Source organism: Aquimarina algiphila (assembly GCF_007489275.1).
Taxonomy (GTDB): Bacteria; Bacteroidota; Bacteroidia; order Flavobacteriales; family Flavobacteriaceae; genus Aquimarina; species Aquimarina algiphila.
In genome coordinates, this window is record NZ_VLNR01000086.1 from 19,633 (window position 1) to 40,180 (window position 20,548).

Annotated in this window: 17 protein-coding genes; 13 read left to right on the forward strand and 4 right to left on the reverse strand. The window is 33.9% G+C overall.

Annotated elements, in window-relative coordinates; genetic code table 11:
* Window positions 1-176 precede the first annotated feature (176 nt).
* From FOF46_RS27150 to FOF46_RS27190, 9 genes are all read left to right on the forward strand, one after another.
* Window positions 177-1,094 (forward strand): DUF5050 domain-containing protein, encoded by a 918-nt coding sequence (locus FOF46_RS27150; RefSeq protein WP_109437313.1) that lies wholly within the window; start codon window positions 177-179, stop codon window positions 1,092-1,094.
* 8 nt (window positions 1,095-1,102) lie between these two features.
* A complete protein-coding gene (locus FOF46_RS27155) occupies window positions 1,103-2,296 on the forward strand; it encodes a serine hydrolase domain-containing protein (RefSeq protein WP_143918657.1) in 1,194 nt (397 codons plus the stop codon).
* A gap of 217 nt (window positions 2,297-2,513) precedes the next feature.
* Window positions 2,514-3,014, forward strand: a complete 501-nt coding sequence (locus tag FOF46_RS27160; protein WP_478209726.1) for a serine hydrolase domain-containing protein — start codon at window positions 2,514-2,516, stop codon at window positions 3,012-3,014.
* A 22-nt stretch (window positions 3,015-3,036) separates the two neighbouring features.
* Window positions 3,037-4,461, forward strand: a complete 1,425-nt coding sequence (locus FOF46_RS27165; RefSeq protein WP_167571964.1) for a serine hydrolase — start codon at window positions 3,037-3,039, stop codon at window positions 4,459-4,461.
* A gap of 190 nt (window positions 4,462-4,651) precedes the next feature.
* Window positions 4,652-6,484, forward strand: coding sequence for a serine hydrolase domain-containing protein (locus FOF46_RS27170; RefSeq protein WP_143918660.1), 1,833 nt, complete (start codon window positions 4,652-4,654; stop codon window positions 6,482-6,484).
* 142 nt (window positions 6,485-6,626) lie between these two features.
* Complete coding sequence (locus tag FOF46_RS27175; protein WP_143918661.1) at window positions 6,627-7,556, forward strand: PD40 domain-containing protein; 930 nt, start codon at window positions 6,627-6,629, stop codon at window positions 7,554-7,556.
* Window positions 7,557-7,578: 22 nt separating this feature from the next.
* On the forward strand, window positions 7,579-8,493 hold the full coding sequence (locus FOF46_RS27180) for a PD40 domain-containing protein (protein ID WP_208746823.1): 915 nt from the start codon (window positions 7,579-7,581) through the stop codon (window positions 8,491-8,493).
* 118 nt (window positions 8,494-8,611) lie between these two features.
* Window positions 8,612-9,382, forward strand: coding sequence for a hypothetical protein (locus FOF46_RS27185; RefSeq protein ID WP_208746824.1), 771 nt, complete (start codon window positions 8,612-8,614; stop codon window positions 9,380-9,382).
* Between the two features lie 125 nt (window positions 9,383-9,507).
* Entirely contained in the window at window positions 9,508-10,641 is a 1,134-nt protein-coding gene (locus FOF46_RS27190) for an alpha/beta hydrolase (RefSeq protein ID WP_143918662.1), read from the forward strand.
* A gap of 212 nt (window positions 10,642-10,853) precedes the next feature.
* Here the strand turns inward: FOF46_RS27190 and FOF46_RS27195 are convergent, their stop codons facing one another.
* The 4 genes from FOF46_RS27195 to FOF46_RS27210 form a co-directional block, all read right to left on the reverse strand.
* The gene (locus FOF46_RS27195) at window positions 10,854-11,969 is read right to left on the reverse strand and encodes an ABC transporter permease (RefSeq protein WP_143918663.1); all 1,116 of its coding nucleotides are present in this window, start codon (window positions 11,967-11,969) and stop codon (window positions 10,854-10,856) included.
* Window positions 11,970-12,000: 31 nt separating this feature from the next.
* Window positions 12,001-12,921 (reverse strand): ABC transporter ATP-binding protein, encoded by a 921-nt coding sequence (locus FOF46_RS27200; RefSeq protein WP_143918664.1) that lies wholly within the window; start codon window positions 12,919-12,921, stop codon window positions 12,001-12,003.
* A 188-nt stretch (window positions 12,922-13,109) separates the two neighbouring features.
* Window positions 13,110-13,805 carry a LytR/AlgR family response regulator transcription factor gene (locus FOF46_RS27205; RefSeq protein ID WP_143918665.1) on the reverse strand — a complete coding sequence of 232 codons (696 nt, stop codon included), beginning with the start codon at window positions 13,803-13,805 and terminating at the stop codon, window positions 13,110-13,112.
* A 1-nt stretch (window position 13,806) separates the two neighbouring features.
* A complete protein-coding gene (locus FOF46_RS27210) occupies window positions 13,807-14,799 on the reverse strand; it encodes a sensor histidine kinase (protein WP_143918666.1) in 993 nt (330 codons plus the stop codon).
* A gap of 181 nt (window positions 14,800-14,980) precedes the next feature.
* On the opposite strand from FOF46_RS27210, the gene FOF46_RS27215 reads away from it, so the two are divergent.
* From FOF46_RS27215 to FOF46_RS27230, 4 genes are all read left to right on the forward strand, one after another.
* Window positions 14,981-16,150, forward strand: a complete 1,170-nt coding sequence (locus tag FOF46_RS27215; RefSeq protein ID WP_143918667.1) for an alpha/beta hydrolase-fold protein — start codon at window positions 14,981-14,983, stop codon at window positions 16,148-16,150.
* Between the two features lie 106 nt (window positions 16,151-16,256).
* The gene (locus FOF46_RS27220; protein ID WP_143918668.1) at window positions 16,257-18,236 is read left to right on the forward strand and encodes an alpha/beta hydrolase-fold protein; all 1,980 of its coding nucleotides are present in this window, start codon (window positions 16,257-16,259) and stop codon (window positions 18,234-18,236) included.
* A gap of 183 nt (window positions 18,237-18,419) precedes the next feature.
* Window positions 18,420-19,004: a TolB-like translocation protein gene (locus tag FOF46_RS27225; protein ID WP_208746825.1), complete on the forward strand. Its 585-nt coding sequence runs from the start codon at window positions 18,420-18,422 to the stop codon at window positions 19,002-19,004.
* A gap of 363 nt (window positions 19,005-19,367) precedes the next feature.
* Window positions 19,368-20,462: a sensor histidine kinase gene (locus FOF46_RS27230; RefSeq protein ID WP_143918669.1), complete on the forward strand. Its 1,095-nt coding sequence runs from the start codon at window positions 19,368-19,370 to the stop codon at window positions 20,460-20,462.
* Window positions 20,463-20,548: the final 86 nt, after the last annotated feature.

Here is a 20,548-nt window from a genome sequence, read left to right on the forward strand (position 1 = left end):
AGTTGGTGAAATTTAAATTGTATACTCGAGAGAAAAAAACATCTTTTGCAAGGTACAAAATATCAAAAAAATACAATTAAGGGTATAATAACCGATTACGAATCGCTTTGAGTATTCATGTTTGTAAAAAATGAGACAACCAGAAGGAACACTTTAAATATATAAAGGAAAAGAATATGAAAGTTACAAATTTGAAACAAGTAAGAGAGTTATACATTATAATCTTCTTATTACTTGGTTTTATTGCTTCATGTCAAAAAAGTGACAAATCTAAATTAACATTCTATACAATTGCCTATAGTTCAGTAAAAACAGGGAACATAGAAATTTATTCAGGTAGCGTAAAAGGTAAATCAACTATTAAAAGTACAAATGAGAACGGTGGTTATGTAGCTTGGTCTCCTGACGGAAAGCAATTTGCATTTTATGGTAAATACGATGACAAAAAGACCTGGTCTATTCATACTATGAATATTGATGGTACGAATAGAAAACGAATGACACATGCAAAAAATAAATGGGATAATGCACCTGATTGGTCTCCAGATGGAAAAAAAATTGTTTTTGCTAGAGAGTACAAAGATTCTGAAGGAGTTTGGCATCCAGAAATTTGGATTATGAATTCAGATGGTAGCAAACAGACCCAGATAAAGTCCCTAAAAGGAAGTAACCCTTATTTTACTCCAGATGGTAGAATTGTCTTTTCTCGAGAATTCGAAGACAAGAGCAGTGCAATAAGTATAGCGGATATTGATGGAAAAAACATCATTCAGTTGACACATAATAATGCTAAAGAATGGCATCCTGAGGTTTCTCCTGATGGCGATCAAATTGCCTTTATGTCTAATAGAGATGGAAATTTTGAAGTTTATGTAATGAACATAGATGGCTCCAATCAAAAAAGATTAACATATAATGATGTTGATGACTGGTACCCATCCTGGTCGCCAGATGGTTCTCAACTAATTTTTTCAACTGCTACCGGTGAAGGAAGAGAAGATAGAACTATTTATATCATGAACAAGGATGGTTCTTCTATAAGAAAAATTATAGCTCATGGTTCACAGGCTGCATGGTTAAAAACAATTAAATAATAAAAGTCATGATAAACAAAGCTAGACTACTACTTTTAATTTTTCTTATACTAGCAAATAGTAGTTTTTCCCAACGAAGTGATAATAACCCACCAGAGGCTACAGTCGCCGAAGCCAAGCTTTCATTCAAAGATATTCCTTACCTTAAAAAAGCCTTTATCACTACCACACCAACCCATAGGAAAGACGGTATCCCCGTTGGTAAATTGGGTGTCAACGGAGGTAATAAAGAAGTTATTCTTAAGTTAGCACAGGAGATCGCCGACAACAAATATGGTAATTTTGACAGTTTTCTTATTGCCCACAAAAAGAAGCTGATTTTTGAATCCTATTATTTACGTGGTCGAATCAATCTACCACATCCACAAGCATCAGCTACTAAAGCATATACCGGCTTGGCGCTGGGGCGTGCTATCCAGTTAGGGTATCTGACTATAGCCGATTTAGATAAGCCATTGATAAGCTTTCTCAAAGACTTGGATCCAACAAAATTTGTTGAAGGTGTAGAAAAAATCACACTACATCAGGCGTTGACGATGCGATCTGGTATCGATATCAGTAAAGATAAAAGGAAAGAACTCGAGGAAAATTCAGACCTTATAAAAGGCCAGAAACATGTTCAGGTTTTTCTTGAACACACTGCACCTATTACTTCAGATTCTCAGATTTTTAAATATAAAGACGATCCAAGGTTAGTCATGCAAGTCATCGATGCAGTTGTACCTGGGTCTGCCAAAGATTTTATCAAAAACGAACTCCTCAATAAAATGAATATCACCAATTATCATTGGCTAACTGACGTAAGCGGCCTGCCAAGATCGGGAAGTGGCTCTAGTATGACATCGCGCGAAATGGTCAAGTGGGGCATTTTGGCCACCAATAAAGGTAAATGGAATGGCGAACAGCTGGTTCCAGAAGCGTTTATTACCAAAGCAACCAGCAGGATCCTCTATACCGGCGATGATAATGTCTATGGCGGTGGCAAAGATGTCTCTAAGCAAGGATACGGGTATTATTGGTGGTCGGCAAATTTGAAATATAACGATAAAAGCTATTTCGCCATATCTGCTCAGGGTGGAGGTGGCCAGTATATCATTTTGATTAACGAGCTTGATCTGATGATTGTGGTTACTGCTCATTATAACGATAACAGTACTCTGCAAATAATCGCAGAGAAGGTCTTACCAGCTTTTATTAAGTAATAGTAAGGGGATTATCAATCATTATAAAAATCTAAACAATGAGAAAAATATAAATATGAAAAATATTATTTCAGTACTATTACTTATATTTCTTTTTCAATCAGGTACAGCGCAATCAAATACTGATACTACCATTGATTTAATTAAAAAGGTAGAAACCAGTCTCACAACTCGGGTACACATAGAGGGCGATACAACATGGTCTATAGAAGAACGAATGAAACACTATGGAATTCCAGGTGTTAGTATTGCTGTCATCAATAATAGTAAAATTGCATGGGCAAAAGGATACGGTGTAATGGATACCAAAAGTAAAGTTCCTGTGACTGATAAAACACTTTTCCAAGTATCAACGATTGGTATGTCTTTAACCGCATATGGTGCATTACGTCTTGTGGACCAAAATAAAGTGACTTTAAGTGAAGACATTAACAGTTATTTAAAATCCTGGAAATTGCCTGATAGTGAATTTACCAAAGAAGAGAAAGTCACCATAAAAAATCTTTTGAGTCATTCTGCCGGAGTAAACGTGCACGATTTTCAGGGGTATAGTACAGATGTACCTGTACTATTACTTATATTTCTTTTTCAATCAGGTACAGCGCAATCAAATACTGATACTACCATTGATTTAATTAAAAAGGTAGAAACCAGTCTCACAACTCGGGTACACATAGAGGGCGATACAACATGGTCTATAGAAGAACGAATNCATTAACAGTTATTTAAAATCCTGGAAATTGCCTGATAGTGAATTTACCAAAGAAGAGAAAGTCACCATAAAAAATCTTTTGAGTCATTCTGCCGGAGTAAACGTGCACGATTTTCAGGGGTATAGTACAGATGTACCTGTACCTACACTTATAGAGGTATTAAATGGAACTCACCCAGCCAATTCAAATCCAATCATCGTAGATAAAGTACCTAATGAAAATCTTTGGATTTCAGCTGGTGGCTATACGATTATTCAACAAATGATGATGGATGTTCAAGGTAAAAAATTCCCAGAACTAATGAATGAATTAGTGCTTCATCCTTTAGAAATGAACAACAGTAGGTTTAATCAATCTCTTAGCACAGAGCAATTAAAGGTAGCAGCAACAGGTTATTTACGAGACGGTTCGATGGTAAAAGGTAAAAGGCATATCTATCCGGAATTGGCTTCAAACGGATTATGGACAACTGCAGAGGATCTTGCAAAATTTATAATCAACATACAGCAAATCCTAAAAGATAATAATCATAATAAAGGATTATCAAAAGATATAACGGAATTAATGCTTACACCATCTTCAAAAAATCGTTATGGACAATATGGACTAGGCTTTTCAATTTATAATAAGAAAGATGAAGTCTATTTTGAACACCACGGATGGAGTACAGGATTTTATAGTAGAATGACAGCTCATAGGGATAAAGGCTATGGTGTGGTTGTGTTGACCAATACCCCTCTTCCAGCTTTTGTTTTTGAAGTATTTCGTTCTGTTGCTCTTGCTTATGAATGGGATAATTATTTTCCTGTACATAAAAAAATGGAAATTGAACAATCTTTAGTTGATAAAATTACTGGTAGATATCTGGCCAATGGTAGAATTGTAGAAGTTATTCAAAAAGACAATCAACTGTTATATAAAAATATACTAGACCTAAAAGCGGAAGAACTCATCAAAGTCTCAGATAGTAGTTTTGTTAGAAGAAATGCTAGTCGACTTATGCAATTCAAACCAAATTCTGAAAATGAAACGCTCAATTTACTTTATGTTAATAGTAATGATGGAACAACAGTTTCAACTTTTGTTAAGATGGATGTTGATAAAAAAGAACCCGTAGAATTCCTTCTTGAAGGTGATTTTGACAAAGCACTTAATGCATATATAGCCTTAAAAGAACATGACCCTATTCATCCTACAGTCACCGAAGATTACTTAAATGATCTTGGTTATCGTTTTTTTCGTGAGGATAGAATGAAATTATCACAAGATGTTTTCAAAGTAAATATCATGCTCTACCCTGATAGTTTCAAAGTATACGAAAGTTATGCAGAAGCCTGTGTGAAAATTGGAGAAATTGATCTGGCAATTAAAAATTATACGAAATCACTTGAATTAAACCCTCAAAATAACCGTACAGAGCATACGCTTAAGGAATTACAAAAAAGTCAATAAGATGAACGTCCATCAAACTTAATACTGGTTTATGGATGATAATCTGCATGGTAAAAAATAACTAAATAAACAGTAATTATAGTGAAAATGTGAATTGGGCATTTTGAAACATACCTGCAAAAATTAAAAATTATTCATTTTGGTAACTGATTTAGTCGAATCATTACCAAACATTTTAAAAACTTAAACAATGAAAAATATTATCTCAGTTCTCTTCATTATTATTCTTTTTCAATCATGTACGAAAGAATCAAATACTGATACTACCATTGATTTAGTTAAAAAGGTAGAAACAGGTCTTACAACTCGGGTACATATAGAAGGTGATTCAACATGGTCTATAGAAGAACGTATGAAACATTACGGAATTCCAGGTGTGAGTATTGCAGTCATATATAATGGTGAAATTGCTTGGTCAAAAGGCTATGGTGTAACGGATAAAGAAAGTAACACTCCTGTAACAAAACAAACTCTTTTCCAGGCAGCAGCAACTAGTATGCCTGTAACAGCCTATGGTGCATTACGTCTTGTAGAAGAAAATAAATTAGACTTAGATAAAGATGTTAACAGTTATTTAAAATCCTGGAAAATACCAGAAAATAAATTTACCAAAGACAAGAAAGTTACTATCAAAAACCTTTTGAATCACTCTGCCGGAATATATCCTCGTGGAACAGGACGATATAGTATTGATGAAAAAATTCCAACACTTGTAGAGATCTTAAACGGAACTTCTCCAGCTAAAAACGAGCCAGTCACTACAAATAAAGAACCTGAAGAAAGTGTTCGTTTTGCGTATACCAGCTATGTGCCTATTCAGCAATTGATGCTGGATGTGGAGGGGAAAACATTCCCAGAAATCATGGATGAACTCGTATTACAACCTTTAGAAATGAACAATAGTACGTTTAATCAATCGCTAACAATAGCACAATTAGCAAAGGCGGCTACAGGGTATTTAAAAGATGGTTCTATGGTAAAAGGAAGGAGAAACATCTATCCTTCAATGGCTTCAAATGGATTATGGACAACTGCCGAGGACTATGCAAAATTTATAGCTAACGTACAGCAAACCCTAAACGATAAGCGTACTAAAGGATTATCAAAAGGTCTGACAGCATTAATGGGCACACCATATGGAGTGAGTAATAATCCTGGTTGGTCATTTACACTAGGCTTAGGTTTTCAGCTTTTTAATAGAAATGATGAAATCTACTTAAGGCATCACGGATGGAATAGAGGTTTTTATGCTGAGATTATGGCTCATAGAGATAAAGGTTATGGTGTGGTAGTGTTCACTAATTCCACTTTTCCTGAGTTTAATGCTGAAGTGATCCGCGCTGTTGCTATGGCTTATGAGTGGGATAAGTTTGTTCCAATACATAAAAAAATAGAAATTGAACAATCTTTAGTCGATGAAATTACTGGTAGATATAACGCCAATGGTAGGATTGTTGAAGTTTTTCAAAAGGACAATCAACTGCTCTATAAAAATATACTTGACCTAGAAGCGGAAGAACTCATCAAAGTCTCGGATAGTAGTTTTGTTAAAAGAAATTCTAGTCGACTTGTCCAATTCAAGCCAGATTCTGAAAACCAAACACTCAATTTAATTTACCTGAATAGAAACGATGGAACAATAGCTTCAACTTTTGTTAAGATGGATACTGATAAAAAAGAACCTATAGAATTCCTTCTTGAAGGTGACTTTGACAAAGCACTTAATGCATATATGGTCTTAAAAGAACATGACTCAACCTATCTTACTGTAACTGAAGATTATTTAAATGATATAGGTTATGATTTTTTCCATGCAGATAGAATGAAATTATCACAAGATGTTTTCAAAGTAAATATCATGCTTTATCCTGATAGTTATAAAGTATACGATAGTTATGCAGAAGCCTGTATGAAAGCAGGAAAAATTGACGTGGCAATTTTAAATTATACGAAATCCCTTGAATTAAACCCCCAAAATAATGATGCTAAACATAAACTTACGGAATTACAAAAAAGTAAATGAAACAAAATTGAATCTAAAATGATATATGGTAACATGTTTAGTGGTTAAAAATGCATCAAATATTAAAAATCATTCATTCTGGCAGTTGGAAAATATTCACATTTTATCTGAAAGACCGCAAAGCATTTTAAAAATTTATACAATGAGAAAAACGTATTCTATTTTGCTGCTTGTAGGGGCACTATTTTTAAATGCCTGCAATAGTAAAAAACAAGACTCTGAAGATAATGATTCATCAATTGTACAAAACCTTTATTTTGGCCAAAAACCGCCAGGTTTAACTCCAGAAATTTTTGCTCCTGGAATTATTTCACTTAATGGAAGATATGAACATGGTATTTCGTTTTCTCCTGATTTAGAAGAATTATATTTTGGAGCTAATTATGAAGACCAAGATCCAAGTATATATTTCTCAAAACTCGAAGACAAAAAATGGACAAGTCCTAAAAAAGTAAATTTTACAAAAGGCAAAAAAGTGGGAGAAATGCATCCATTTGTGAGTCCTAATGGTACAATGATTCATTTTGCAGCTCATGATTCCTTTACATCTCCTCACCATGAATCTTCAGTTAAAACTTGGTATGTAAAGCGTTCCGAGAATTCCTGGAGTGATGCCAGAGAACTTGACTCCCCTATAAATAATGATTTAGTTTTTTATTCGAATGAAGCGAAAAACGGAGATATTTTTTATACAAATTTGTCAAAACGAAAAATGTATTATGCACCTAAAATAAATGATAAATTCCCCAAAGTACACGAAGTTGGAATTGAATTTGGTTTTCACGGTTTTATTTCCCCATCTCAAGATTATTTAGTGGTAAATGGTCAAAACAGAGAAGATGATCAAAGAAAAGACAGTGAAATCTATGTCTATTTTAAGAAGAAAGATGGAACCTGGTCAAAACCAATGAATCTTGGGAATGCCGTAAATTCTGATTTCGATGAAACATGCCCAAGTATAACTCCTGATGGTAACTATTTATTCTTTGGGAGATATAACGAAGAAAGTGGATTATCAAATTTTTATTGGGTAGATACCGAGGTTATTGAGAATCTTAGGCCCAAAGAATGATCCATAATAAAAAGAAGAAAACATGAAAACAATGAAATTATTACTATTGATATTAACTATATCGCTTCATACTGCCTTTGCTCAAGAAAATATCGAAAACGATCCTAGTTTTCTACTCTTAGAGGGACCTTATTTTGGCCAAAAACCACCAGGTTTAACTCCAGAAATTTTTGCTCCAGGTATTGTTTCAATTAATGGAAGGTTTGAAGGAACCGTTTCGTTTTCTTCGGAGTTGACTGAAATGTATTTTGCAGCTGATAATGACGACGACGAAACATCTATCTATTTCTCAAGACTCGAAGACAAAAATTGGGCTCCAATAAAAAGAGCAAATTTTACTAAAGGGAAAAAAAATGAAGAAATGCATCCATTCGTTAGTCTTGATGACAAAAGGATCTATTTCACAGCTTTAGACTCTGTTTTTAAGGATGAGAAAATTTGGTATGTAAACCGTTTAGGAGATTTCTGGAGTGATGCAATTCTGCTTGATTCTCCTATAAATGACGATCTGGTGTTTTTTCCTAATCAGGCTAAAAACGGTGATCTTTATTATTTCAATCTATCAAAACTCAAAACATATTATGCACCTAATAAAAATGGTGAGTTTCCTGAAATCCATGAAGTTGCATTAGAATTTGGTCATCATGCTTTCATTTCGCCATCTCAAGATTACTTGATAGTAACCGCACAGAAAGATGAAGAAGGAAGAAAGGATAATGATATGTATGTCTATTTTAAAAAGAAAAACGGAACGTGGACAAAACCCATAAATCTTGGGAATACCATAAACACTAGTTTTAATGAAAAAGGGCCAAGAATCACTCCAGATGGCAAGTATTTGTTTTTTGGTAGGGATGAACGAGATATAGAACCTGGACTGGCAAACATTTATTGGGTGAGCACAGAAGTTATTGAGAATCTTAGCCCCAAAGAATGATCCATAATAAAAAGAAGGAAACATGAAAACAATGAAATTACTACTATTGATATATGCTATATCGCTTCATATTGTCTTTGCTCAAGAAAATATGGAAAGTGAACCTAGTTTTCCAATCTTGGAGGGACCTTATCTTGGGCAAAAACCACCTGGCTTAACACCTGAAGTATTCGCTCCTGGAATTGTTTCGACAGAGCATCGCGACCTTAGTGCTTTCTTCACACCTGACATGAAAGAATTTTATTTTACCAGAAAAGACGTCAAAACGGAAAACTGGTCCTTAGTTGTTTATAAATTAGAAGACAATCAATGGCAAAAATCTGTGGTAGGCCCCAGAGTAGGTCGACCCATCTTTGCTCCCGATGGTAAGATCATGCACTTGGGTAGCAAATATATGGAACGTACCGAGACTGGTTGGTCAGAGGTAAAAAGTCTTGGCCCCATGTTTGACAGGGAAGACTGGGGTATTATGCGCTTGTCGGCATCCAGCAAAGGGACCTATGTTTTTGATGATTATAAAAGTAACGACGTAATCCGTATATCAACAATTAAGGATGGTAAGCGTGAAGAACCCAAACTTCTCGGCAAGGAGATTAACACAGGTAAATGGACTGCCCATCCCTTCATTGCGCCAGATGAGTCCTATTTAATCTGGGATAGTGAAAAAGACAATGGATATGGTGATTCTGATCTGTATATCAGTTTTCGACAGCAAGACGGTTCATGGGGAACTGCTATTAATATGGGAGATAAAATAAATACCGATTCCTGGGAATCCGGAGGATATGTAACACCAGACAGAAAATATTTTTTCTTTAATAGGGGAGACAGAGATGGGGATATATTTTGGGTAGATGCTAAAATTATTGAAACACTTAGACCTCAGTAACATACCAAGCTAAAATATTAACATTACAAAATAGTCAAGATAAAAACTAAGGAATTTTATATGCTTTCGCGAATACATATTCCAAAGCAATGATAAACCTTGTAGTAAATACCCTAAATTAAAAAATGAAAATTCTCAAAAATCACGTCCATATAATTTATACACTCATTCTTTTTGTATTCTTGCTTTCTCAATTAAGTAATGCTCAAGTAATTTCAAAAGAACCAGAAGATTTGTTTATAGTTGGTACCGAATCTATTCGTTTTCGATCTGAAATTAACAACAGTGATTATACATTACATATTAATCTTCCTGAAAACTATATTAATGATCCAACGAAAACATACCCTGTATTTTATGCACTGGACGGCTACCGCATATTTGGCGTTACTACACACATTTATAAAGGTATTTGGGATGATGGTTTCGCCCCCGAAATAATTATCGTTGGAATTACTAATAGTGGATCAAAGACAAGCCCAACCTTACATAGAACAAGAGATTTAACCCCTACAGCGATAGAGAGAATAAGTACTTCTGGTGGAGCATCAACATTTTTAAAGGTATTGAGTGATGAAATTATCCCGCTAATAGATCGTAATTATAGATCAGACAAAACAAATCGAACGTTGGCAGGAACTTCATTTGCTGGGTTATTTACTCATTATACACTGTTTACACAACCTTCCTTATTTACTAATTATATTATTAATAACCCTACTTTATGGTGGGATGATGACTATCCATACCAATTGGAAGAAGCGTTTTATCAAAAAAATAAAAGTCTACACGCCAACGTAATATTTTTAAACAGCGAATATAATGATATGCCAAAGGCGATTAAGATGTTTGATCAAATAAAAAGGCATAACTATAATCATTTAACTTTAGGTTTTCGAATGATTGAAAATATGGGGCATTTGGGAGGAGAGGCAGAGGCTATGAATCAAGGCATGAGGTTTGCTTATAAGCGACCTGCTATTAAAGTACCAGAAAAAGCATTAAAACAATATTGCGGCACCTTTCAAGATGGGGCTTATGTTCGTGAGATCGTTATTAGAGATGGAGAATTAACCTTAATTCGTACAGGAGATGTCCAGGGAGCGAAAATTCAAGTGATTAACGAGACTGAATTTGCGATTTTAGGAAGGTATTTTGATTTTCATTTTAATAGAGATGAAAAGGGTAATGTGATTAGTTTCTCTAGCCAGTTTGATACTGATCCTTCAAGGACAAGAACAGCCATTAAAATCAAATAAGCAATTGCAAATAGATAAACTACTTATAAATTAAATAATAACATTGGTACTATAGCAACCTTAACTTATCCTCTAAAAGAAAGCGTTGATTGAAACCTGTGTTAGGGATAGAACGGATACCCCACAGCGAAGCGAGGAGTATAAGTGATAGCCCGACCCGAAGGGTAACACCCTAACTATAGAGGTGTATTTGACAATGCATTTTGGACAGGCTATTCTATCGCAATAATATTTTTCTTAAATAATACTGTGGAAACCAAAGTCATTCCAAGACCAATGGCTAGTAGAATTCCCATTTTAGGAAGAATGGCTATCAATGGTAATTGTCTCCAAAAAATATCAAAGAAACCTTCAATTCCCCAATAATTTACGCTAATTACTGCAATGTTTTGCATGAATACCGGCATCATACTAATCGGAATCATGCTTCCTCCAATAGCAGACATCAGAATGATAATAATGGTACTCATTCCTTGTAATTGTTGACGTGTTTTTACTGTAGACACTAAGAAAACTCCAAAACTAGACACTGCAAACGAGATACATAAAATCAACACTATCAATGAGAATGTATCCATAAAAATTGGTAATCCAAATGCCAACCAAGAAAAAACAAACATGGTAGTTAATTGTAAAATAGAAACCACCATGGCCGTTCCCATTTTTGCTAATAAAATATGTAATGGTTTTACAGGGGCAATTAACAAACGTTTTAAAGTCCCTGCATCTTTTTCATCTAACAATCCACCGCCAATAGCGGCTATACTAAATAACAACATCATAATTGCTGTTCCTCCTACGGCTTGTACTAAACCAGGATGCGCTTTGGTAGAACTCTCTTTTATTAACGAAGTAGTTTTTAGCTTTACATTGTTAATCACATTTATTTTTCCTAAATGGTATCTGAACCCTTCTTTTAACACTGTATGCACAATTCGCATTTGTATATCTCTTGCTGCGTCGTACTTTAATTCGATGGGTAAAGCTGCATCAGCAGCGACAGCATCAGAAAATCCTTTTTCAAAAATTAAAACAGCTACATTTTTTCCTTTCCTGACAAGATCTAAAGCTTTCTCTTCTTCTGAAGGAATCAAACGAATGGTTTGCATAGTATTCAATTTTGCAATCAATTCTTGAGAAGCCGTTGTGGCATCTTTATCCACAACTAAAACTCCCAAAGGTTTTGGAGCGCTTTTCTTTTTTCCAACACCGCCAAATGCAAATGCAAATAACGTAATCATAATAATAGGCAATAAAAAGGTAATTAGAATTCCCTTTTTATCTGAGAAATACAGTCTAAGGTCTTTTTTTAAAATAGTAATGATCATGATGGTTGGTTTTGTAATGGATTGATGCTTGTTAATCTCTTAATTGTTTTCCTGTGAGGTTTAAAAAGATCGCTTCTAAGTTTACTTTGTTCAGTTGTATATCTTTGATGCTTAATTGTAATTCATTACATGCTGTGATCACATTAGAAAGTTCTTTCACGGTACTTTCTACTAATAACTTATTTTTATTTTGTGTCATGGTGTAGGAAAGTAATTTTCTTAGTTGATTTACATTAGCTTCTGAAAGGAAATCAAATTCGAACTGAATGCTTTCTTTCGTCTGCACCAATTCTTTCAATTGAGATTGAGTTCCTTGTGCGATGATTTTTCCAGAATCTATAATGGCAATACGATCACACAAACGCTCTACTTCTTCCATATAATGTGTTGTATAGACAATGGTTATTCCCTGCTTGTTTAAGGTTTCAATGACCTCAAAAATGTGATTTCTACTTTGAGGATCGATGCCCACAGTCGGCTCGTCCATAAATAATACTTTCGGATGATGTAATAACGCCGCGGCAATATTTATTCTGCGTTTCATTCCTCCTGAATAGGTTTTGATCAAATCTTTTTTCCGATCTAACAATCCGATTAATTCTAAGGTTGTATGGATTCTTTCTTTTAATATTTTGGAAGGAATTCCGTATAAATCTCCCCAGAACAACAAGTTATCATACGCAGAAAGATCTTCATATAGGGATATCTCCTGAGGTACAACACCAATCAAGTGTTTACATTCTTTAGAATTCTCAATACTATTTTTACCATCGATATGAATAGTTCCTGTATCACTTTTTAAAATAGTACTCATCATATTGAGCGTGGTAGATTTTCCAGCACCATTAGGGCCTAAGAATCCGAAGATTTCTCCTTTTTTAATGGTAAAACTAATATCGTTTACCGCTTGTACGTTTTGAAATGATTTGGAAAGATTTTGTACTTGGATCATAGATAGTTGCGCTTATTGATTACTCAAATGTCGTGAACGCATTACTATCTATTGAAATCATCTTACTGAATTGTATTTTTTTAATGATGAATTGTATGTTAGATAAAAAAATGAGTTTTATCTTAATTAATTTCAATGATATAAAACAGGAGGGAAGTATACTGTGCATGAAATAAAAAGTAATTACGTTATAATTTTGCTAAAACTTCCAATTTTTTAAAAACAATAACCTTATACATAGCACTGACCGGGACTTTATTATTTTCGATTAACACATATGTTTTGGTTGCCTTTGTAACTCTATCCAAATTGGAAATATATGATTTATGTGTGCGTTGGAAATTTTCAGATAATAATGTAGTAATATTAATAAGCGTTTCAGAGATAAGGTACATTCTTGAATCTGTAAATATTTTTAAATAATTTCCAAAACTCTGAATGTATAGAATTGATGTAAATGAAATATTTACAGGCATTCCATCATGTTTTATTTGAAGTTCTTCACTTTCTTTATTTTTTTTAGTTTGTGTTATTTTTGAAGATGAAACTTTGTTTATCGCTTTCAAAAAGCGTTCAAGTTTTATCGGTTTTAACAAATAATCTACAACACCATAATTATAACTTTCTAATGCATACTCAGAATAGGCCGTAGTTAAAATCACTTTAGGTGGTTTTAATAAAGAACGCAAAATTTCCATGCCATTAAGTTCGGGCATTTTTATATCAAGAAAAATGAGATCAACGTCATTTTGTTGAATGAAATTGATAAATTCAAGTGGATTCCCAGTACTAATTACAATATCAAAGTTCTCTATTTTAGAACAATACTCTTCTAACACTTTACGTGCTAATAATTCATCATCGACAATACCAATTTTCATCATATTATACGGCTAAATCAATAGTTAAGTTTACACGATATTCGTTTTCTTTATCTGCAATATCTAATGTGTGAGCATTAGGATATAATAGACCTAAACGCCTTTTTACATTTTCAAGCCCTAGTCCGTTTCTATTTGATGCTGTAATCATGGTAGGCTTTGAATTAACCACACCAAAATGTAGTGTAGTATTTTTTATAGTGGCAGAAATATCAATTTTACTCTGTTCATTAGTACTTTGCGCTCCATGTTTAATAGCATTTTCAACAAAAGGAATTAACAACATTGGTGCAATTCCTAATCCCGAAAGATCGCCTTCAATTAAAAGTTCAACAGTGCACCGTTTACTGAGTCTTTTTTCTTCAAGCAACAGGTAATTTTCTATAAACTCAAGTTCTTCTTTTAATAAAACCGTTTCTTTTTTTGAACTCTCTAATTGATACCGCATTAATTCTGAAAGCTGCATAACAACATCAGGAGTTTCAGGTGATTGTTGTCTAGAAAGTGCATAAATACTATTTAATGAATTGAAAAAAAAATGTGGATTCACTTGCTCTTTTAAATAGTTAAGTTCCATCTCTTTTTGTAACTTTTCTTTGTCTTCTTTTTCTCTTCTGAACACTATATTTCTTCTCAAAAAGAAGGCAGCCATTCCAGTTCCGGTCGTATATATAAGAAAGAAAATCATTTTATAAACACCATACCAGCCATCCTTCCAATATCCTTTCAAATATGCCCCAAAAAACAAACTCCCAATAAGAAGTATTGTATATAAAAAATAGCGTCTCTTATCAAAAAAAGATGGAATTAAAACAAAATGGTTTATCCATATGATACCCATAATTGCCATTGTATAATTAAGACCATGTAAGTAAAAATAAAAAGTAGTATCAAATCTATCCTTAAACGCCCACATACTTAATACTTCAAGTGTAAGTACCAATAAAAAGGCTCCAATATTAAGGAGTATTGTATGCTGTAAAGAGGTTTTAATCATAAACTATTTTAATATCTAATAAAGATACTATCTATAAATGCAAATCGTCTTAATTTCTTTACAAAAGGGTTATATCAATGACGAAATGGTTTCATCATTTAATTGTTGCATTTATCCTATTAATGGATTTCGACATTGAATATACTATACATTTATTCAACATTTAAGTAAAAAATAAACAATGAGAAATTACAATTTTATAATTTTAATACTTGTATTCACTTTATTTCTAAATGCGTGTAATACCAAAAAACAGAAAGTAAACGATCCTGATCTTACTCGTTTAACAGAACACAGTGAACCAGCAGTTACCTTAGGCGAAATATCTTCGCTTCAGTCAAAAGTGTTAAACAAAACTATTCCGTTATCAATCCATTTGCCTGCGAACTACGATAGTTCCAGGAAAACCTATCCCGTGCTGTATATGTTAGGTTCAGATTACCGGGCCCGATTCGCCATGTTAGCTTCTACACTGGACTACATGGGCGAGGGACAAATTCCTGAGATGATACTCATTGGAATAGATCTACCCGAAGGAAATAGTATTTTGCTGCCAACAAGGGAAAAACAAGACACAACAATTCCGGATAGTTATATTAATTTCTTGGAGAAAGAGCTGATGCCGCATGTGGATAATACATACCGGACTGCTCCGTACAATGTACTTTATGGCGCTTCTAACAGTGGTTTTTTTACTGTTTACGCGCTGCTCAATAAGCCCCATCTGTTTAATGGCTATTTTGCAAGCAGTCCATCCCTTATGCACATACCAACAGTGCTTCAACAAAAAATAAAATCGGGTCCGTTAAAATCGATTGCGGAAAACAGATCTCTACACATCATTTATAGCGATGAAGAGGGGTTAACAGATATTGTTTCTGAATTCTCTCGTGTTGTAGAGGAGCATATACCAGAGAGTTTTACCTATAAAGTGAATGAATTGGTGAACCAGGGTCATGTACCAGCGATGGATTTTATATTGTTTCTTCTTGCGTTATATCCTGACTTCAATCCCTTCAATCCCGTTGAAAACCTGGAATCATTGGATAAAGTGACACAACATTTCGATAGGTTATCCAAACGATACGGGTATGAAATCAAGCCACCTATAGGCGTCATATTTAACCTTGGTTTTCACACGATACTAAGTAAGGATTTAATTGCCGCAGAAGAAATCTTTCAATATTCCATAGAAGTGTATCCTGAAGGGAAGGAATCTTATCTCGGAATGGGACTTGTACGCAGAGCTCAAGGTCAGCTTGAAAGTGCTAAGGTCATGATCGAAAAAGCACTGACAATTGATCCAGAATTTTCACTTGCTAAAAGGTGGTTACAAAGACTCGAGAAATGAAACCTGGTTTTATTCATTAAAGATCCATTAGGTAGATTTATTAAGTTAAAAAAGAAATAGCCAATTGACTTCATCGCAAATCAATTAGCTAGGAAAAACAGAAAATATGAGAATTATCAAATTATTAATACTGACATGTGCTTTATCGCTAAACACTGTCTTTGCTCAAGAAAATAATGTAAGCGGAAATTCGCAAATAGAGAATGGATCTGCCTTAGAATCACCCCAAATTAGGGTAATTCCGATAAAAGATTCTAATAATGAAAGAAATTATGAATTGTATATAGAGTTGCCAGAAGATTATTCAGAGAATGAAAGCAAAAAATATCCTGTTCTTTATTATACCGATGCTATGTGGCATCTCGAAATGCTATCCGGATCTACAGAATTCATGCTAGAAGACGTTATTCTAGTTGGAATTTCCTGGCAGAAGGACGTTGCAGAAGATTTAAAGCAACAATATGGAGCGCACGCCAGCCGATTTACTGATTATTCTTTCTGGAAAAAATCCAACCCTAATCATCCTAAATTGAAATTTGGTCAAGCTAAAAATCACTTGGCATTTATTCGCAACGATGTTATTCAATATGTAGATGACAACTATCGTACGGATCCAGACAGTCGCACTTATTTTGGGTATTCACTAAGTGGTGCATTCGGGGCTTATATACTATTGACTCAACCTGATACTTTTGATAATTACATTCTTGGTAGTCCATTGAACAAAGGCTTAGTCCCTTACCTCTCTGAGATTAATACTAAGTTAGCAGCTCCCGAGTCAAATGAGAACAATACATTACACGCTAACGTATATATCGCTTATGGTACATTAGAAAAAGAAAAGGACGAACCTATAGACGAATTTATTAAATTACTGGATAGTAGAAAAAATTTAGATTTATCCATTCAAAATAAAGTAATTGAAGGTGATCATCAAACCGCTTTCCCAATGATTGCTGTACAAAGTGTCGCTTGGTTGTCATCCCTGATGAGTCATGTTTCAAGTGATAATGAGGTATCATTCTGGGATATCCCGTACCTCAATAATGCATTTGTTAGCACAACACCAGAGGATAGAAAAGATGGGATATCTGTTGATACATTGACGGTGAGTAGCAACGATCGAAAAGCAATCCTTAACCTTTCTCAAGAGATTTTTGATGGCAAACATGGAAGCTATGATGCTTTACTCATTTCGCACAAAAACAAATTAGTTTTTGAATCCTATTATAAAAAAGGGCGTATCAACTTGCCTCATGGACAAGCTTCAGCAGTAAAAGCTTATACTAGTTTGGTTTTGGGAAGAGCTATTCAAATGGGGTACCTATCCATGGAAGATCTAAACAAACCATTGATTAGTTTTCTAAAGGATATTAATCCTGAAAAAATCACCAAAGGAGCCGAAAAAATCACACTTCATAAGGCTTTGACTATGCATGGAGGACTTAATATTGATAGAGGCAAATGGAAAGAAATCGAGAAAGATTCCACTCGGTTAAAAGGTCAAGGCTTTATTCAGACACTTCTTGAACATAGTGAACCTATTACTTCAGCATCTCAGACATATTTGTATGGTAATTTCAATCCAATGTTAGTAATGACTGTTATTGACGCCGTTGTCCCAGGAACGGCAGAGGACTTTATTAAAACAGAGTTACTTGACAAACTCGGTATTACAAATTATAAATGGTCAACTCATATTAGCGGTTTGCCAGAAGCTGGGTGGCGCGCAAGTATCATGTCGCGAGACATGATCAAATTGGGTAATTTGGTTCTTAATAAAGGTAAATTAAATGGGGAACAGCTTATTTCTGCAGACTATCTTGAGAAAGCCACCAGTGACATAGTGAAACCTACTCAAGATTGGATACCTAAAACGTATCGTTACGGCTATTTTTGGTATCAAACACCTATAACGGTAGGTAGTAAAAGTTATGATGCCACATTTGCTTGGGGAGGCGGTGGACAACATATAATAGTGGTCGCAGCGCTTGACTTAACTATTGTAATCTCTGGCCATGATGGTAAAGATACAATAATGACTCAGGTTTTAAAAACCATCGTACCGGCATTTGTTAAAACCTAATTTCCCGTATTTGAAGAACGTTACCTTAATCAAAAACCACCAGGATTAATCCCTGAACCGTTTGCTCCCGGTATTGTTTCGACAGAAGAATATCTTGAAACTGTTGTAACGTTTTTACCTGATATGAAGGAACTCTCTTTTACAAGGTCAGGTGGGAAATATAAAGAACCAACATTGTTTGTTATGCAATACAAAAATCATAAATGGAGCAGGAAATCAATTCCATCAACCGATATCAATAAATATATGGAGCGATTCAATCCCAGTGTGTCAGAAATGAAAAACCTTGAACCATTCAAAGACATCCCCATTGTAGGTTTCTCGGTCTCATCTAAAGGAACATATTATTTTTATGTTTTAGATTTCGAGGATGGCAGTGGACATATGAGTTATTCACGCCTTATAAATGATAAATATGAAAAACCTAAAAAAATGAGCAAGGCGATTAATACAGGAAAATATATTGCTCACCCTTTCATTGCTCCAGATGAATCCTATTTAATATGGGATGCTGAGAAAGAAGGTGAAAATACTCCTGATATCTATATTAGTTTTCGGCAAAAAGATGGCTCATGGGGAGCAGCAATTAACATGGGAGATAAGATAAATACACCTCTCTATGAACAGCACGCTAGGGTAACTCCTGATGGAAAATATTTGTTTTTTTGGAAGGGAGATGTAAAGGTTAGAGAAGATGGTAGCAGATATGTTATAGGGAGTCCTTACTGGGTGAGTACCCAGATCATTGAGAACCTAAGGCCAAAGTAAGGCGGAATATATATAAAAGTTTTGGTAAACCTTTTTTGTGAATGAGCCAGCTGACGGATTGGAATTGTAAATACAAATAAGTAAACAATGAAAAAAACACATTTTATTTTAATGTTCGTGGCTGAGTTATTTTTAAATACCTCTACTGAAATCTAAACCATAAAACTGACTCTAACAGCATTTTTTTGGGTTGCATGGCATACAAATAATTCCGTTATTCGCATTATGATTATCCAAAAATCGAAAACTACTATTATAAACCAAACTAGGGTAACTGTTATTTTTGGGTTAATATACGCTTCATGAATTGGATTTACATTCTATCAAGCAAGTCGAGAGATCTCATTAATAGGTTTATGATTTATGATATTACTTAATAAAAAGAAACGTATACAATATTTAGGTTTTAATGATATTTGGTTTTCAATAATCGGCATTTTTGTTTTAAGTATTATTACAGACTATTTATTTAGTAATCAATCAGAAAGAAAAACAGTAGAGTTAAAGTTTATAGGTTGGGTGGCTTCCTCATTTTTTACAATTTGTGATTGGCTTATTCTACGAACTATTTTAATTTATTTACGTAGAAAATTCCCTGATTTTCGAAATGATATAAAACGAATTCTACTTCTTCTTTTTGCTATAGTAAGTATTATTATTGTTGTTGATTTTGTGGGAGGTCAATTAATATCCGCAACTTTAAACTTATTGGGATACAACTCTTCTCATTCATCAAGATTAAAGACGCTTATTCCTATTATATTGATCACTACTATGACTATGGCAATATATGAAGCCGTTTATTATTATGTAAGACTTAAAAAGTCTATTAGGGAAGAAGAACAGGCAAAACAAATTATGATTCAGGCACAATTAGATACCTTAAGAAATCAAGCGCAACCTCATTTTTTATTCAATAGTTTAAATACATTACGTGATATTATTGATCAAGATTCTAAAGAAGATGCAAAAGATTTCGTAGACAATTTATCAGATGTATATCGTTTTATATTAGAGTCAGGTAATGCAAATTTAATTTCGCTTAAAGAGGAATTAAAATTTGTTAAGGCATATATTCATATTCAATCTGAAAGATTTGGAGATAATTTAAAAATAAATTGGAATATTCCAGAAGCTAAATTAGCTGCTATGATAGTACCTATGAGTTTACAGCTTTTGATAGAAAATGCTATAAAACATAATATTGTTTCTAGAGCAAAGCCTTTAAATGTATATGTAGAAATAAAAGGGAACTATTTAGTTGTAAGAAATAAAATTCAAACAAAATCCACACAAACACCATCAACAAAAATTGGATTGAAAAATATTGAAAAAAGATATACATTAACTTCAAGTAAATTACCGGTTATTAAAAATGATGGTGATCAATTTACTGTTTCTTTACCCTTATTAAAATTATCTGATCAAAAGAAAAACTATACAAATACTAATACTTGATGATGAACCACTTGCTGTACAAGTCAAATACAAAATCTACTCAATGCTATTCAAACTTTTAAGGTTAATAGTATCGATTTCGCATA

Bases quoted from the DNA above. Each gene is read 5' to 3' on its own strand.
- FOF46_RS27150 (WP_109437313.1), top strand. From the start codon at position 177: ATGAAAGTTACAAATTTGAAACAAGTAAGAGAGTTATACATTATAATC.
- FOF46_RS27155 (WP_143918657.1), top strand. From the start codon at position 1,103: ATGATAAACAAAGCTAGACTACTACTTTTAATTTTTCTTATACTAGCA.
- FOF46_RS27170 (WP_143918660.1), top strand. From the start codon at position 4,652: ATGAAAAATATTATCTCAGTTCTCTTCATTATTATTCTTTTTCAATCA.
- FOF46_RS27175 (WP_143918661.1), top strand. From the start codon at position 6,627: ATGAGAAAAACGTATTCTATTTTGCTGCTTGTAGGGGCACTATTTTTA.
- FOF46_RS27180 (WP_208746823.1), top strand. From the start codon at position 7,579: ATGAAAACAATGAAATTATTACTATTGATATTAACTATATCGCTTCAT.
- FOF46_RS27190 (WP_143918662.1), top strand. From the start codon at position 9,508: ATGAAAATTCTCAAAAATCACGTCCATATAATTTATACACTCATTCTT.
- FOF46_RS27195 (WP_143918663.1), bottom strand. From the start codon at position 11,969: ATGATCATTACTATTTTAAAAAAAGACCTTAGACTGTATTTCTCAGAT.
- FOF46_RS27200 (WP_143918664.1), bottom strand. From the start codon at position 12,921: ATGATCCAAGTACAAAATCTTTCCAAATCATTTCAAAACGTACAAGCG.
- FOF46_RS27205 (WP_143918665.1), bottom strand. From the start codon at position 13,805: ATGATGAAAATTGGTATTGTCGATGATGAATTATTAGCACGTAAAGTG.
- FOF46_RS27210 (WP_143918666.1), bottom strand. From the start codon at position 14,799: ATGATTAAAACCTCTTTACAGCATACAATACTCCTTAATATTGGAGCC.
- FOF46_RS27215 (WP_143918667.1), top strand. From the start codon at position 14,981: ATGAGAAATTACAATTTTATAATTTTAATACTTGTATTCACTTTATTT.
- FOF46_RS27220 (WP_143918668.1), top strand. From the start codon at position 16,257: ATGAGAATTATCAAATTATTAATACTGACATGTGCTTTATCGCTAAAC.
- FOF46_RS27225 (WP_208746825.1), top strand. From the start codon at position 18,420: ATGCAATACAAAAATCATAAATGGAGCAGGAAATCAATTCCATCAACC.
- FOF46_RS27230 (WP_143918669.1), top strand. From the start codon at position 19,368: ATGATATTACTTAATAAAAAGAAACGTATACAATATTTAGGTTTTAAT.